The following is a 16,496-nucleotide window of genomic DNA, read 5'->3' as shown; positions in this document are numbered from 1 at the left end:
TACCACATAACAATTATTTTTCTGGTGGTTTGTAGCCTTCAATTTCTACTTCTTTGTTTTCAAACAAAAAACCAACCATTTGCTGCTCTAAAAAACTACGATGCTCTGGGTCCATCATATTTAAATGCTTTTCGTTAATCAGCATCGTTTGCTTGTGCTGCCACTGCGCCCAAGCCTCTTTAGAGATATTGTTAAAGATTCTTTCGCCTATTTCGCCAGGATATAATTGAAATCCAAGCCCTTCAGCTTCTTTTTGTAACTTTTGACAAAATACTGTACGTGCCATAATTAATTCTCTTTAGCGATAGTTATAAACAAGTTTAACCTATTGGTGCAATTTGTTTAACCAACTTTTTGGTTGGTGCGGCTAAACCCACTTCAATTGACTGATCTAATGGGTACCAAACTAATTGTCGGTCGTTAATTACATCCGGAACTTGTACTACATTTAGCACATGTGGATTAATAGTAAGTTCAAAGTGCGAAAATATATGAGTAAAGGGTTCAAGCACCACTAAATCAGCTGTTAGCCCTTGCTGCGCTATAAACACCTCTAGTTCACTCAATTCATTAAACTCAAAAAAACCAAACAACCCGCCCCATATTCCTGAGTTAGGCCGCTTTTCCATGAGCACTTTATCTTCATGTTTAATAATTAACTGATGGCAGCTTTTTTTCGGCACTGCTTTTTTAGGCTTTGAGTGTGGGAATGTTTTTACCTGCTGCGTTTTAAATGCGCCACAGCGACTACTTAACGGACATGCAGGGCAATCAAAACGACTACGCGAACACAAACTCGAACCTAAATCCATCATAGCTTGGTTAAACTCAGTTACGTTATTTTTAGGCGTTAGCTGCTCGCTCAAATGCCAAAGTTGGCTTTCGACTTTTTTAACACCATACCAGCCTTCAACCATAAAAAAACGGGCCAATACTCGTTTAACATTACCATCGAGTATGGGGTGATGCTGCCCAAGTGAAAGTGATAACACAGCACCGGCTGTAGAGCGCCCTATTCCAGGTAAATCAACAACCTCTTCAAGCGTTGTAGGAAACTGCCCCTGATACTTGTCACGAACTATTTTAGCGGTTTTATGTAAGTTACGTGCTCTTGCGTAATACCCTAAACCAGTCCAGTGATGCAGCACCTGATCTTCATCGGCGTTAGCTAAAGCAATAATATCGGGGAAGCTTTGCATAAACCTTTCAAAATAAGGGATAACTGTCACTACTTGAGTTTGTTGTAACATCACTTCAGACACCCATACTTTATAGGGTGTTTTTGCTAACTGCCACGGCAGCGTTTTTCTACCATGAAGATGATACCAATCAACCACTTGGTTAGAAAACCAATCAGACTGCTGTTTATTTAAATCCAAAATAGTTTACTTTTTACTTATGCTCAATGGCGGCTCAGTTTATTGCAGTTAGTGAAAAGATCAAGCTATAGCGCCTCTATACACCTAGTAAAATCAGCTAGAGCTTGTTATCCATGGCTTGGTCAGGGATAATACGCAACCATTTTTTAAACCAGTTATTTTTGTCAGGCCAATAATATGAGTGAATCAAGTAACACTAATCTTGAGCAAGCAAAGCAAGAAGGTAAGTATATCCGCACTATTCGTAGTTTTGTAAAACGCGAAGGTCGTTTAACCAAAGGCCAAGCTGCCGCTATCGAAAAATGCTGGCCAATAATGGGCTTAGAGCATAAAAATGGCATGCTTGATTTAAGCGAAGTTTTTGGCAATAACAATGATGTAGTGCTAGAAATTGGTTTTGGTATGGGCAAATCACTGGTTGAAATGGCAAAAAATGCCCCGCATTTAAACTTTATTGGTATAGAAGTACACCGCCCAGGCGTTGGTGCTTGTTTAATGGATGCTGATGAAGCGGGTATTGCTAATCTGCGTATTTTTGAACACGATGCGGTTGAAGTTTTAGCCGATTGTATAGCAGATGAAAGTTTAACAACCTTACAATTATTTTTTCCTGATCCTTGGCATAAAAAGCGTCACCATAAACGCCGTATAGTACAAGGCGAGTTTGTTGAAAAGTTACGTTCACAGTTAAAAATGGGCGGCGTTTTTCATATGGCTACCGACTGGGAAAATTACGCTGAGCATATGCTCGAAGTAATGCAAGCTGCGCCTGGTTTTAAAAACCAGTCTGCAACAAACGACTACGTACCACGTCCTGATTTACGCCCGCTAACCAAATTTGAACAACGCGGCCATCGTTTAGGTCATGGTGTGTGGGACTTGATGTTTGAGCGCACTAAGTAGTCTGTATTTCGGATAATAAATACCTTAACCAACATTTAGGTTAAGGACATAACTCTGTAAATTATATAATCTGTAAGGTAAAGCCATTTATGAGCGTATTAACCAATCCAAGCCTACTGTTACTTCGCAACAGCGAAAAGTTAGTTGGGAAATCTATATTGGTGGTCAACTTTGTTCAAGATGGCTTTTTAGCCGAGCTTAAAAAACGCAACCCAGAGAGTAAAGTAACTGCTTTTAGCTACAATCACGCTAATGGCGAATTTGCCAAAAACACACCCGGCGTTGATATATGTGTAAATCACTGTATTAGCAGTAACGACTTTGATTTAGTGATTCTTTACTATCCAAAATCAAAGCCTGAAGTGCTTATGGCGCTTGATAATATACGCGCAGTAATTACAGCAGATGCTGAGTTACTGGTGGTTGGCGAAAATAAGAGTGGTGTTAAATCAATAGAAAAACAGCTTACTGATAAAGCTAATTTTAGTAATAAAATAGACTCAGCAAAGCACTGTGTTTTATATTCATTTGCAGAGCTTAAACAACTTAGTCAGTTTAATATTAGCGATTATCATAAGCCATTTACGGTCAGTGTGGCCGATAGCGAATTTACCGCTATCAGTATTCCTGGGGTATTTAATCACGGTAATTTAGATGCTGGTACTAAAATATTACTCGAAAACGCTCCGCTTATTAAGCAAGGTACTGTACTCGACTTTGGTTGTGGCGCGGGCTTAATTGCAACTTACTTAGGGCTAAAAAATCCGGCATTAAGCTTTGTTTGTAGTGATGTGAGCGCTTTGGCAATCTATGCAACAACGCAAACCCTTAAGCTTAATAACATTAAAGGCGAAGCCATCTTAAGTGATGGGCTTACTAACATTACAGGTAAGTTCGATCTAATTATTAGTAACCCGCCATTTCACACCGGTATTGCTACCGACTACACAGTAGCAGAAACCTTTTTAGCAAATGCTAAACTGCATCTAACTAAAGCCGGTAAGTTAAATATTGTTGCTAATAGCTTTTTAAAATACCCGCCGATATTAGAAACACAATTTGATAACTATCACACAGTGTTTAAAAATAATAAGTTTGCCGTTTACAGCAGCTAATAATGCTTATGTTTGAGCACCTCACGTGCTCAAACATATTTATAAAATTAATTTCCCTTCTGAATTTTTTATCGCTTAGTAATAATAGTCAGAATATTGAGGGTAATAGTAAAATAAAGTATTTGACTTTTTTATAACAAATAAATAAGGATAAGGTACGAGAACTATTTCAAGTCGACTATCTGCTGGCAAACCTGTTAAGTAATATCCAAGTAAGCTCTGAGCGTAAAACAGCTTTTATTGGCAAAGTAAAAACGACACTCACCAAACATACTGCAGCTTAAATAATGTACTGATTAATTATAGGCATGCTCTTGAATTTTAACTTTATGACCTCATTAATAGAGCATTCGTTATTCAACTATCTTATTTAGTGAATTAACTGCTTAAAGTTAAATATTTTCTGAACTTTAATGCTTTTAAGATATCACATACATTGATGAAAGGTTGGAAAGTGATATAATTTCGTTTTGAATTAGTCTGATTATTTTAAGTATCTTTACCTGATTGATGGATGTATCAATTACTAAAGGGAAATGGCTTTGACTTTAATAATTCAAAATATGCATCCAATTTTAAAGATCAATTAAACAGTAGCTTTACTCTAAACCTTTTAAGTAGGCTGTGCGGATCCTGCTGTTTTTCTCTAATTGTTTTTACTTGTTAACAATTAGATATAATCCTATACTCTTTTAGTAATCGGTTTATAAAACTATACCGGTTTTTTTTATAAATAAAACACACCAAAAGGTTAATTAAAAATGCAAACGCCAGTCATTCTGATTGTAGAGGATGAAGACGTAACTAGACTAAACCTCGTTAGTTTATTTGAAGCTGAAGGTTACAAAGTTATTGAAGCCATTGATGGCGATGACATGCATGATAAGCTTACAAATAATGACGACGTCAATCTTGTAGTTATGGATATCAATCTACCAGGTAAAAACGGGCTAATTTTAGCACGTGAGTTACGCCAAAAACGCAAAGTCGGTCTTATTTTCTTAACAGGCCGTGACAATGATGTAGATCGTATTTTAGGCCTAGAAATTGGTGCTGATGACTATATTACTAAACCGTTTAATCCTCGCGAATTAACTATTCGTGCGCGTAATTTAATTACTCGTACTGCCCTAGGTGGTGAAGAGTCTGCACTTGAAACAAATGGTGTAATTACGTTTAACGGTTGGGAACTTGACGAAAACAGTCGCTGTCTTACTTCTCCAGGTGGAGACGCAAAACGTCTACCTAAAGGCGAATACAGAGCACTGCGTTTAATGCTTGACTCTCCAGGTCGTATTTTTAGCCGTGAGCAACTAATTAAACACATGACTGGCCGTGAGCTACGTGCAAACGATAGAACAGTTGATGTTACAATTCGTCGTATTCGTAAGCACTTTGAAAGCGACAACTCAACAACTGAGTTGATCAGCACCATTCATGGTGAAGGTTATCGCTTCATTGGTAAAATAGACAGCTAATTAGTTACTCTAATTGCTGTAAGAATAAATGAAGGGCATGTTGTCCTTCATTTATTTTGTCTGCTAAAACATCTAACCACTGCTTTAATACCTCGTCAGATTCATCCAATGCACCATACTCCATCACTTTTGCATGCAATTGCACATCATTTAAGCCTACAGATCCCGCAGCACCTTTAAGCTTATGTGCAACTGATTTATATTCTTCTCTGTCGCCTGAGTTTAACGAGGTCAGTAACTCTTGCTGATATTGGGGATTGAGTTTTTCAAATAACTGACTACTGCGTTTAAATACCACCAAGCCCATTGAATTTACAAAGTCTTCTATGGTTTCAACATCAAGTAAATGCGCATTAATATCAGCAAGCGCTGCTGCACTTACTTTTAATTGTGGCTCATTACTTCTTGTTTGTTTTATACCAAATAAATCAGCTAATATTTTATCTAGTTTTACCGTATTGATAGGTTTAGCGAGCGCCCCTTGTATTGATATTCCCTCTAGCTCTTGCTCTGCGCTGCGCACATTTGCGGTAAGCGCTACAATAGGTAATTTATCAAAATGACTATCGGCTCTTATTTGCCTTGCTACTTCATCCCCGTTTATATCGGGTAACTGCATATCAAGTAAGATCAAATCTAAATCGTCTTCAGTTTCTACAAAAGACAATGCATCTTCGCCGGTCTCAGCCCAAATAACTTCATGACCACGCTGCTCAAGTAAGTTAGTCGCAATTTCGGCATTTAACGGCACATCTTCTACTAACAGTATATTTAAGCTGCGTCCTACATAACTATTCTCAGTGGGTGCGCTGCATAAACTTAGCGGGATTTCTACTATAAAGCAGCTCCCCTCACCTTCGATACTATTAACCGAAATAACCCCCTGCATTGCATCAACTAAGGCTTTGGTTACTGCTAAGCCAATGCCAGAACCAATAGCATTGGTGCCTTTAAGATCTGGCGCTTTATAATACATATCAAAAATACGAGAGAGCTGTTCAGCTGGTATGCCCTCTCCGGTGTCTGATATTTTCATGGTAAGCCAAGGGCCATCATCTCGGTTTTCACGAATACAAGTGAGGGTTACACTGCCCTTATGAGTAAATTTAACCGCATTATTTATTAAGTTCCAAACAACTTGGCGAAGTCGGGTTGGATCTAGTTGCGCATAAATATCTAGCATGCCTAAGCGTTTAATATCAAAAGAAAGATCTTTTTGTTCAGCAATTAAGCCTGCAAAGTTAACCACATCATTTATAAAGTCAGATACGTTTATAGCATTAGTTGCAATATCTAACTGCTCTCTGTCTATTTTGTCTAAATCTATAATGTCGTTAAATATATTACCCAGTGTTTCAGCACTCGAAAACACCGTATTACACCAACTACGCTGCTGTTTATTAAGCTCTGTATCTAGCAACATACGTGTTAAACCAACAATGCCATTAAGTGGTGTACGCAATTCATGGCTCAAAGTGGCAATAAACTTCCCTTTATCTTTGTAGGCTGTTTCGAGCGCTTCTGCAGCCTCTTTACGACTCGTAATATCACGGCCAAACGCAAGTAAACCTATGTACTTACCTTTATCGTTAATAAATGGCAATTTACGCAATTCAAACCAACGCGTTTCGCCGCCCACATCGTATTGAACATCTATAGTTAATGCTTGGTGAGTTTGCTCTACCTGTTTATCGGTTTTTAAAACTTCAGATAAAAAATGATTAGGAAATATTTGTTCAGCACTCTTACCGATTAATTCGTCACTGGTTTTGCCCATTACTTCTTCAAACATTTTATTACAGCCCGCAAACACGCCATTGTCGTCGCGGTAATAAAATAAATCGGGGGAGGAGTCTACTATTGAGCGTTGTAGCATACTTTGCTGGGCAAGCTCTTGTTGCGTTTTTTTACGCTCAGCAATTTCTTTTCTTAGCTCTTCTATTGCGCGGTGCTTGGCATGAAACGCCATTTTACGCTCATCAATTTCTACATTTAAGCGGTTTATATTATCTTTTAATGTTTGGTTGAGTAGTTTTTCTTGTTTTGTCGCACTGTCTAAATATGCATAGGAAGCATCTAGTTGCCTAATTGAATTTATTAGCACGCTTATAACCAGCGGCGATACCACAGCGGTAAAAAAAATCACTGCCAATATATCAACAAGATTAACTTCACCAACGGCAACATAATAAAACATACTTGATAAAACAAGCGAAACTGCCAATAACAAAGCATAGCAAATGGCTGCAGTTTTAAACTCACCAAACCGAGTTATTAAACTAGAAAGAACTCGAGCCCAAGGGCTCAAAGAGGAATCGGTCATATATCAGTGTTTCTCTTAGCTAAATGCTTAATTACAAAAAAGGTTTAAATTGCATGTTATGGTTAATTTTAGCATTTTCTATCAGCTATTTTCAGGTTGTGCGATAAAAACTCTAATATTTATTGTTTGAATCATTAGCTGGCTAAAACTCATCATTCCAGCAATAAATTATTTAGTGTAAAATGCAGCGCTTTATTATTGCTAATAACGAGTAACACACCATGCAAACTAATATGCCCGATATAGCTAACACGGCTCCCGCCTTACAAACTGGTACATTAGACTGGGTGGGAATGGGTGAAATTGAACTGCCATTTATTTTTGAGTCACATGGCATAACGCCTGTTACTGTTAATGCTAAAGCACGCGCTTTTGTAAACTTACACAAAGAAGATGCAAAAGGCATTCATATGTCGCGCTTATTTTTAGCCCTCGACACGCTCTCTACTGAGCAGCAAGTTAACCCTCAAACATTGGCTCAAGCGCTCGATTTTTTTATTAGTAGCCACGAAGGCTTAAGTGATAAAGCACTTATAGAGTTTAAATTTGAATTACCACTGCGCCGTAAATCGTTATTAAGCGGTAAAGCTGGCTGGAAAAGCTATCCTGTTATATTAACCAGCACAATTGAACAAGGTGTTATTAGTTACGAGCTAAGTGTTGATGTAACCTATTCATCAACTTGCCCGTGTTCAGCGGCACTGGCGCGTCAGCTGATACAAAATGCATTTGCCGAAAAATTCAATCAAGAAACCCTCAGTCAAAAAGAAGCACTAGAATGGCTAGGTACTACACAAGGTATTGTAGCCACCCCACACTCGCAGCGCTCAATTGCTAATGTAAAAGTAAAACTCAACAGTAATATTACTCAATTTGACGTGGTTAATTTAATTAACACGATTGAAGATGAATTAAAAACGCCAGTACAAGCCGCAGTAAAACGTGAAGATGAGCAAGAGTTTGCCCGTCTAAATGGTCAAAATTTAATGTTTTGTGAAGATGCTGCTCGTAAAATTAAAGCGCTACTAGAAACACAGCAATACAGTGATTACTGGTTACAAATAAATCATTACGAATCGCTGCATGCACACGATGCACTCGCTATTGCAGTTAAAGGCGTTGCTGGCGGTTATAAAGCTTAAGTGCATATTTTGCGGTGATCAATATCCATACGGAAATATACTACTAACCAACTAATTTAGGCACGTTAATTGCTTTATTTAAGCAGTGTCAATTTGTTGTTATGGAGTTACCGTATGGAATTCGCTTTATTATCAATTTTAGTATTAGTTGTTGGGGCCTCTGTTGTTGCGTCAAAGTTTAACGATGATGGCGGAAACCCTTATCCTTTTACCCGCAAGCAAAATGTATTTACCCAAGTAGAAAGTGCTTTTTTAAATTTATTAGAGCGCGCAGTGGGCGATCAGTATAAAATTGTTAGTCGTGTAAAACTAATCGACGTGATTGATTGCAAACAAGGTTTATCGGCAAAGTCTAAGCGTGCCGCAATGGCTAAAGCTAAAAATAAACAGCTTGATTTTGTGCTAGTCGATAAAGAAAAAATGACCATAGTGGCAGCCGTAGACTTAGTAAACAATGCCAATAAAGATGGCCATAAAGCACAACGCGACTGGTTTGTTAATGGCGCATTAGAGGCCGCTGGCATCCCGCATATTCGTATGAAAGTAAAATCAGGCTATCGCCCAAGTGAAGTTCGCGACGCTATTATGTTTAAACTCGGTAAACCTGCGGCTGCGCAAACAGCTCGCCCTATTCGTACCCGAGTTCAAAAACCAGCGGTACTATCACCTTCTCAAGCTAAAGCGCACTCTACAGCACTAGCCGAAATTTAACGTAAATAACATAATAAAAAGCGAGCAAAGTAAAACTGCTCGCTTTTTTGTTTTTTAGCGCTAACTTCACGTATAATCAGCGCATTCAAACTCAGGAACTTAACACTATGAATGTTGGTATTATTGGCGCAATGGAGCCAGAAGTTAAAATTTTGCGCGAAGCAATGCAAAACCCACAAACTTTAACTAAAGCTGGTTTTACTTTTTATACCGGTGAATTAGCGGGTAACACAGTAACATTGGTTCAATCTGGTATTGGTAAAGTAGCATCAACTATTGCAACTACATTACTTATTGACAACTTTGCCCCTGATTGCGTAATTAACACTGGCTCTGCAGGCGGCTTTGATCCGTCATTAAATGTGGGCGATGTAGTTATTTCGTCAGAAGTTCGTCATCATGATGTTGATGTAACTGCTTTTGGTTACGAAATAGGTCAAGTACCACAAATGCCAGCAGGTTTTGCAGCACACCCTAAATTAGTGGCTGCCGCAGAGCAAACTATTGCGCAAATTAGCGACGTAAAAACCTTAGTTGGTTTAATTTGTACCGGCGACATATTTATGTGTGACCCAATACGTATTGAAAAAGCTCGTAGCGACTTTCCCACAATGCTTGCAGTAGAAATGGAAGGCGCATCAATTGCGCAAACCTGTCATACACTTAATACGCCGTTTGTGGTTATTCGCTCTATGTCAGATATTGCCGGCAAAGAGTCGCCGCAGTCGTTTGAAGAATACCTAGAAACAGCATCAATCAATTCATCTAAAATGGTAGTGGCGTTACTTGAAAAGCTAACGGCAGTTTCACTGTAAATGCTCAGCAATATGGTTCAAAATCACTTGGACTTTATTGTATTTATAATTGCGCTCCTTGCTGAGCGCTTTTTACCACTTGTTAGTTGGTATCATCCGAATACCGCTTTAACGGCTATTTTTAGCGCTATTGGTAAGCGTATTTATAAAGCAGCAGAACCTAATAGCTATCAATATTTAGCCGCAACCCTTGCCAGTACACTTATTTTAAGTGTGATACTTATTATTATTGTATTGCTACTAGAATTTGCATTTTACCCTGAATTACTCGCCGGGCTTATTTTATATTTATGCCTTGAGAGTAAAGCTATTGATAAAAAAGCACTACGTATTGCAAAGCTTACCAAACAAAATCAAAAATCTGCCGCCCGCGAGCTATTAAAGCCATTAGTAGCCCGAGACGTTACTAAACTCTCTGCCGCAGGCATAATTAAAGCCTTAATAGAGAGCCTAATATTACGTACTGCGCGATATTACTTTGTGGTGATATTTGTTTTTTTAGTACTTGGCCCTATAGCAGCGCTTGCCTATCGATTACTTACTTTAATTGAGCAGGCATGGCGCAGTAATATTAAACCCAACAGTCCTTTTTTAAAGCCGCTTAAAATTACCTTGTTTATTATTGAATTTATTCCTATGCGCTTATTGGCACTGACTATTGCAGCCAGTAAAGCGAGCAAGCTAAGCATGCATTATATAAAGCATTACGGCCGACACTTTTATCAAACTAATACAGGATGGCTTTTAAGCACTTGCTCTGCATCATTAGGCGTACAGCTAGGCGGGCCTGCAGTGTATTTTGGCGAACGTTTTAACAAAATGCGTATTGGCACCGAACGCCTTCCTATTGCTGAGGACGTGCCGGTTATTATTAATAGACTAAATCAAGCGCGGGTATTTTGGTTACTGGTCGTTGTTTGCATAGAAATACTAAAAAGCATTTAGCTAAGGGCGAGTTACACACCTATTATTGTGAACACTAAAATATAAGCACAAAAAAACCAGCCGTGGCTGGTTTTTAGTATTTTACTGTTTAGCTTTACGCTACAGTAATATTTGCAAACTTACGCTTACCTACTTGGTAAATAGCCGTACTGCCTTTTGCTATTTCAAGTTTAGTGTCTGTAATTTTATCTTCGCCGTTGAGCTTAACTGCACCTTGCTTAATCATACGCATTGCTTCTGATGTACTTGCAACTAAGTTAGCTTCTTTAAGTAAGTTAGCAATTAAAATGCTGTCTTGCTCAATCGTTACTGTGAGTTCAGGTATTTCATCTGGCAGGGCTTTTTTCTGAAAGCGCTGAATAAAGTCATCATGAGCTGCTTGTGCATCAGCTTCACTATGAAAGCGCGCAATAAGCTCTTTTGCTAACTCAATTTTAATATCACGCGGGTTTGTGCCTTGCTCTACACGCTCTTTTTGCGCGTTAATACCTGCAATCGAAAGCCCACTTAATAAGTCGTAGTAACGCCACATTAGCACATCGCTAATCGACATTATTTTACCAAACATATCGTTAGGCGCATCGGTAATACCTATATAGTTACCCAACGATTTAGACATTTTTTGCACCCCATCGGTGCCCTCTAATAACGGCGTCATTATGACTGTTTGTGGTTTTTGACCTTCGTCTTTTTGCAGCTCACGACCCATTAGCAGGTTAAAGCGTTGATCAGTACCACCGAGCTCTACATCAGCCTCAAGTGCAACCGAATCCCAACCTTGTACTAACGGATATAAAAACTCATGAATAGCAATAGACTGACCACTAGCGTAACGCTTTTTAAAATCATCGCGCTCTAACATACGCGCAACTGTTTGGCGTGCTGCAAGTTTGATCATTCCAGCTGCGCCTAAATTTTCCATCCAGGTAGAATTAAATGCGACCGTGGTTTTTGCCGGATCAAGAATTTTAAATACTTGCTCTTTATAAGTCTCAGCATTAGCAAGCACGTCTTCGCGAGTAAGCGGCTTACGTGTTACATTTTTACCCGTTGGGTCGCCAATCATGCCGGTAAAGTCACCAATTAAAAATACAACCTCATGACCTAAGTCCTGAAAGGTTTTCATTTTATTAATAAGTACCGTGTGACCTAAGTGTAAATCAGGCGCGGTTGGATCAAAGCCCGCTTTAATTTTTAGTTTTTTTCCAGATTTTAATTTTTCAACTAACTCATCTTCAATTAATATCTCTTCTGTACCGCGTTTTATCTCTGCAAGAGCGGTTTGTAAATCCACTGTGTGTTACTCCAAAAAATTCTGTTAACGAAGGGGTTAATTATTAATATGCTCGCGGCTTATTACTAGATAAGTAGCACTTTTAGAGTCAATAAACCTATGTAACTAAGATAGCAAATTATTACCTAATTAAAACAACTTTTTAAACGATAGCGTCACTAAATAAGGCAAAGCAGCTTAAGTTGTATAAACGAGTAAGGATAACTGTTTGCAACACATTTAAAACAACACAAACAGCTGCAGCTTTGGTTTTTAAATTACTAACGTTGATGATGCATCATTGTTTTATTATTTTGCTTAAAAATACCGCTGTTCAACACTAGTTCTAGATTAATAAAACATCTAGATCATAAGCTACTTTAATACTAAGATGCCTATAAGCCCTGTGATTTTAGCTTAATTTAGCATTAGTTTAAATCTACAAAATACTAGTATTCGTACATTATTCGTTATATCCTGCAAGATAATCGATTAATTTTCTTGACAGCAGAAAAAGGCACGTTATGGTTCACGTGGTTCACACGCTCCCCAAAAAACACAAATTGCTTATTTTAGGCTTAGTTTCTGCTATTGCTGGCTTAGCTTTTCTTCCTTCTGAAAAAGCCACTGCATCCAAAGACAATAGTGAAAACACTCTAGAAATTGGCAAGCGCTATGAGTTACAAGTTAAAGTTGATGACAACGAAAAGTTAACAGCGTTAAACTCAGAGCAAGCAGCAGACAAGCTGCCAGAATACGATTTTGTTGATCACCAAGTAAAAAATGGTGATAACTTAGCTATTATTTTTAAACGTGCTGGTTTTTCAGCTCAAACGTTACATAAATTAATTAATACTAACGCAGAAACTCGCAAACTTACTAAAATTCACCCGGGTGAAACACTGAGCTTTGCCACCGCAAAAGATGGTGATTTAGCACAACTGCGTTACGTTATTTCAAAGACAGATACTTTATTTGTTACCTTAAACGATGAAGGACAATACGATACTTCAATCGATAGTAAAGAAATAGAAACCCTAACCAAAACAGTAGGCGGCGAAATTTCTAGTAGCTTTTGGACTTCAGCCATAGCTGCAGGTTTAAGCGAACGCCAAATAATGAACTTTGCCGACATATTTGGTTGGGATGTAGATTTTGCTAACGATATTCGCAAAGGCGATGGGTTTGGTTTAATTTATGAATCTCACTATGTAGATGGTGAGTTTATTGGTACTGGTAAAATTATTGCTGCTGAATTTGTTAACCAAGGCCAGCGCTATGCTGCGATTCGCCACACTGACGGTAGTTTTTATACTCCTGAAGGGCGCAGCATGAAAAAAGCATTTTTACGTGCACCAGTTAGCTTTAAATATATAAGCTCAAGCTTTAACCCACGACGTTTGCACCCAGTGACGGGGCAAGTTAGAGCACATCGGGGTATAGACTTTGCGGCGCGAACTGGTACGCCGGTAGTTGCCTCTGGTAACGGTAAAGTTATTAAATCGGGTTACAGTAAATATAATGGTAACTATGTATTTATTAGCCATGGCACACAGTACGTAACTAAGTACTTACACCTTAATAAACGCCTAGTGAAAACAGGGCAAAAAATTAAGCAAGGTGAGCAACTCGGTACTGTTGGCTCTACTGGTCGTGTTACCGGTGCACACTTACACTATGAATTTTTAGTTAATGGTGTTCATCGTAATCCTAAAACCGTTAAGTTACCTAAGTCAGAGCCGCTGCCACGTGCAGAGCTTGCCAAGTTTAAGCCTATTGCTGATAACTTTATTGCCCAGTTAGAGCGTAACCGCGAGCTACAGTTAGCACTTAAGTAATATTAAATCATTATTAAAAAAGCCTTTGCTAGGTAACTTGCAAAGGCTTTTTTGTGCCTATAATTTTTTTGCCTATGAACAATAAGCAGGCAAACTAATTCATTAACACATAAATTAGCTGCACCACTAACGATAACATTACCAGTGGCCATATATACTTACTGTATTTTTTAGCGCCATCTAAGCCTATTTTACTTTGATATTTTTCTAATAACGGAATTAATATTAACAAAGCGACAAACAAGCTAACTAAAATAACGAATATATTCATAGTAATACCTTAAGTGGGATCTGAATTAGGGTAACTCGTGCCCTTTGGCGCTGACATATAATGCATACCAATGCTCTCGGGTTAATTCTATATTTACAGCGCTGCACGATGCAGCAAGTCGCTTAGCATTCGTTGTGCCTATTACCGGTTGAATTAATGCCGGATGGCGCAGTAACCAAGCCAATACAATGGCCTCGGCAGACGTGCTATAAAGTGCCGCTAACTTATTAACTAATATAGCGGTATTAATATCTGCTGGAGATGCATTTTGCAGCTGTTTTCCTGAATATAATCCTTGGCATAAGCTACCCCAGCTTTGAATTTGTATTTCCTGCTCGGTGCAATATTCTATAAAGCCGGGAGTAAAGTTAATGTCTTTGCCATCGCGGTTACCGACATATACCCCCTCATCAACCCAGGCTGATTGCTTTAAGCTTGCTTCAATTTGGTTGGCAACTATGGGCATATCAAGGGCTGTTTGTAAAAACTGTATTTGTTGCTGCGACATATTAGACACCGCAAAATGACGTACTTTGCCACTTTCTTTTAAGCGACTAAATACCTGAGCTACTTCTTCAACTTGTATCAAAGGGTCGGGTCTGTGCAGCATAAGTACATCTAAATAATCAGTATTTAACCGCTTAAGAGAGCCCTCTACTGATTGCTCAATCCATTGCTTTGATAAGTCGTAGCGCTTTGGCCCTTGCTCATCGGCAAAACGAATTCCACACTTTGACTGAATATAAATTTGCTCTCTCAGCTCTGGGCGCTGCTTAAGGACTTGGCCAAACACCTGCTCAGCTTTACCAAATGTATAAATATCGGCGTGATCAAAAAAATTAATGCCACCGGCTATTGCTGTATCTATACAAGCATGGGCCTGCTGGGTATGAGATTAGTTAAGGGGTCTTTATTCCAGCCTCCCCCAAGTCCCATACAACCAAATATGAGCTTGCTAACATTAGGTAAATATTTTGCCAAAGGAGTGTCATGCATGCCGGCTATCCTTACTTAATTACAAGTAGCTTACTGTAACAAAAACAGTCATTGAAGTACCCCTAGATAAATCAGGGGATTCTTGTCGTCAACGGTTTAAGCATTGTGATATTAGATCACTTTAGACTTCTAAAACCTCTTACAAGCATTTAATGTGTCGGTACTACCTACCGCCACAAATTATTTAAGCTATTAGCCTTAACCCCTCATTATGGATATTAATAGCAGCATTATGATCTCTATCGTGAATAGCTCCACATTCACAAGACCACGTTCTTATAGCTAATGACCATTTACCAGAATACAGCGAACCGCACTCATTACACATTTTACTTGATGGAAACCACTGGCTAATAGCTGACACTTTACGGCCATACCAATCGGCTTTATATTCTAACTGTCTTACTATTTCACCAAAATTAGCATCGTGGATATGCTTAGATAGCTTACGGTTCTTAACCATGTTTTTGACTTTCAATGACTCGATCCCTATCACTTGGTTTTCGTTTACAAGTTTCGTTGTCATTTTTTGGGTAAAGTCTTTGCGTGAGTTTGCTATCTTTTCGTGAATTCGAGCAACAACACGTTTTTGCTTGTTGAAGTTGTTGGAGCCTTTTTTCTTCTTGGCTAGTTTACGTTGTGCTTTGGCTAGCTTGCTAGCGTACTTGTTTGTTAATCGTGGATTATTGAACTTAGTGCCATCCGAACAGATAGCAAGATCTTTAATGCCAACGTCTACGCCTACCGTTTTATTAGCTACTGGTAGTTTTTTAATATCTTCTTTAACTAAGATACTAATGAAGTACTTACCTGATTTAGTTTTAGATACAGTCAGCGAACTAGGCTTACCAGTAAATGAGCGTGACCACTTGATTTTTAATGGCTGCTTCATCTTAGCAAGTGTTAACGATTGCTTATCAGCCTCCCACTTAAAGCCGTTACTCATATAGCTTACTGATTGATTACCATGTTTATTTTTAAACTTAGGGTAGCCAAAGCCTGACTTAAAGAATGATTTAAAGCCTTTATCTAGGTGCTTTAATGCTTGCTGCAATGGCACACTTGAAACATCTTTCAACCATGCAAAATCAGGGTTCTTTTTAAGCTGAGTGAGGTTTTTACTCCAATCGTTATAATTGGTTTTATTACCTAAGTCGTATTGCCCTTTAGAGTAACCAAGTGCTGAATTATAAGCGAAACGAACACAGCCAAATGTATGAGTAAGCATTAGCGCCTGTTCATTATTTGGGTAAACTCTGTATTTGTATGCTATTAAAATCACTTGGTCTTACTCCTTGCTTTCTCTT

The 16,496-nt window shown here is 38.5% G+C and carries 14 protein-coding genes and 1 pseudogene; 8 read left to right on the top strand and 7 right to left on the bottom strand.

Annotation, left to right across the window (positions count from 1 at the left end):
* Window positions 1-13: 13 nt before the first annotated feature.
* The gene (locus PTRA_RS02875) at window positions 14-286 is read right to left on the bottom strand and encodes an oxidative damage protection protein (protein WP_058372613.1); all 273 of its coding nucleotides are present in this window, start codon (window positions 284-286) and stop codon (window positions 14-16) included.
* Between the two features lie 34 nt (window positions 287-320).
* Window positions 321-1,382, bottom strand: a complete 1,062-nt coding sequence (mutY, locus tag PTRA_RS02870; protein WP_058372612.1) for an A/G-specific adenine glycosylase — start codon at window positions 1,380-1,382, stop codon at window positions 321-323.
* A gap of 174 nt (window positions 1,383-1,556) precedes the next feature.
* Here mutY and trmB point away from each other — a divergent pair, with 174 nt between their 5' ends.
* The 3 genes from trmB to arcA all read left to right on the top strand — a co-directional run bounded on the left by trmB (window position 1,557) and on the right by arcA (window position 4,875).
* Window positions 1,557-2,282, top strand: a complete 726-nt coding sequence (gene trmB / locus PTRA_RS02865; protein ID WP_058372611.1) for a tRNA (guanosine(46)-N7)-methyltransferase TrmB — start codon at window positions 1,557-1,559, stop codon at window positions 2,280-2,282.
* Window positions 2,283-2,371: 89 nt separating this feature from the next.
* Window positions 2,372-3,397 (top strand): methyltransferase, encoded by a 1,026-nt coding sequence (locus PTRA_RS02860; RefSeq protein ID WP_058372610.1) that lies wholly within the window; start codon window positions 2,372-2,374, stop codon window positions 3,395-3,397.
* Between the two features lie 761 nt (window positions 3,398-4,158).
* Window positions 4,159-4,875, top strand: a complete 717-nt coding sequence (arcA, locus tag PTRA_RS02855; RefSeq protein ID WP_011327252.1) for a two-component system response regulator ArcA — start codon at window positions 4,159-4,161, stop codon at window positions 4,873-4,875.
* Window positions 4,876-4,879: 4 nt separating this feature from the next.
* Here the strand turns inward: arcA and arcB are convergent, their stop codons facing one another.
* Window positions 4,880-7,198 (bottom strand): aerobic respiration two-component sensor histidine kinase ArcB, encoded by a 2,319-nt coding sequence (gene arcB, locus PTRA_RS02850; RefSeq protein ID WP_058372609.1) that lies wholly within the window; start codon window positions 7,196-7,198, stop codon window positions 4,880-4,882.
* A gap of 221 nt (window positions 7,199-7,419) precedes the next feature.
* On the opposite strand from arcB, the gene folE2 reads away from it, so the two are divergent.
* From folE2 to PTRA_RS02830, 4 genes are all read left to right on the top strand, one after another.
* Window positions 7,420-8,340 (top strand): GTP cyclohydrolase FolE2, encoded by a 921-nt coding sequence (folE2, locus tag PTRA_RS02845; RefSeq protein WP_058372608.1) that lies wholly within the window; start codon window positions 7,420-7,422, stop codon window positions 8,338-8,340.
* A 114-nt stretch (window positions 8,341-8,454) separates the two neighbouring features.
* Window positions 8,455-9,051 (top strand): DUF2726 domain-containing protein, encoded by a 597-nt coding sequence (locus tag PTRA_RS02840; protein ID WP_058372607.1) that lies wholly within the window; start codon window positions 8,455-8,457, stop codon window positions 9,049-9,051.
* Window positions 9,052-9,158: 107 nt separating this feature from the next.
* Entirely contained in the window at window positions 9,159-9,866 is a 708-nt protein-coding gene (gene mtnN / locus PTRA_RS02835) for a 5'-methylthioadenosine/S-adenosylhomocysteine nucleosidase (protein WP_011327248.1), read from the top strand.
* On the top strand, window positions 9,867-10,811 hold the full coding sequence (locus PTRA_RS02830; RefSeq protein ID WP_058372606.1) for a cobalamin biosynthesis protein CobD/CbiB: 945 nt from the start codon (window positions 9,867-9,869) through the stop codon (window positions 10,809-10,811).
* 94 nt (window positions 10,812-10,905) lie between these two features.
* On the opposite strand, the gene tyrS is transcribed toward PTRA_RS02830, so the two are convergent.
* Entirely contained in the window at window positions 10,906-12,105 is a 1,200-nt protein-coding gene (tyrS, locus tag PTRA_RS02825) for a tyrosine--tRNA ligase (RefSeq protein WP_011327246.1), read from the bottom strand.
* Window positions 12,106-12,608: 503 nt separating this feature from the next.
* On the opposite strand from tyrS, the gene PTRA_RS02820 reads away from it, so the two are divergent.
* Complete coding sequence (locus PTRA_RS02820) at window positions 12,609-13,922, top strand: peptidoglycan DD-metalloendopeptidase family protein (protein WP_011327245.1); 1,314 nt, start codon at window positions 12,609-12,611, stop codon at window positions 13,920-13,922.
* Window positions 13,923-14,016: 94 nt separating this feature from the next.
* On the opposite strand, the gene PTRA_RS19110 is transcribed toward PTRA_RS02820, so the two are convergent.
* The 3 genes and pseudogenes from PTRA_RS19110 to PTRA_RS02810 all read right to left on the bottom strand — a co-directional run bounded on the left by PTRA_RS19110 (window position 14,017) and on the right by PTRA_RS02810 (window position 16,471).
* Window positions 14,017-14,193 (bottom strand): hypothetical protein, encoded by a 177-nt coding sequence (locus tag PTRA_RS19110; protein WP_167653565.1) that lies wholly within the window; start codon window positions 14,191-14,193, stop codon window positions 14,017-14,019.
* A gap of 25 nt (window positions 14,194-14,218) precedes the next feature.
* Window positions 14,219-15,189 (bottom strand): annotated as a pseudogene (locus PTRA_RS02815) (aldo/keto reductase).
* 184 nt (window positions 15,190-15,373) lie between these two features.
* Window positions 15,374-16,471 carry an RNA-guided endonuclease TnpB family protein gene (locus PTRA_RS02810; protein WP_083497493.1) on the bottom strand — a complete coding sequence of 366 codons (1,098 nt, stop codon included), beginning with the start codon at window positions 16,469-16,471 and terminating at the stop codon, window positions 15,374-15,376.
* Window positions 16,472-16,496: the final 25 nt, after the last annotated feature.

The sequence above is a fragment of the Pseudoalteromonas translucida KMM 520 genome (assembly GCF_001465295.1).
In the GTDB taxonomy this organism is placed as follows: Bacteria; Pseudomonadota; Gammaproteobacteria; order Enterobacterales; family Alteromonadaceae; genus Pseudoalteromonas; species Pseudoalteromonas translucida.
This window is presented reverse-complemented; position numbering and strand designations above follow the sequence as displayed.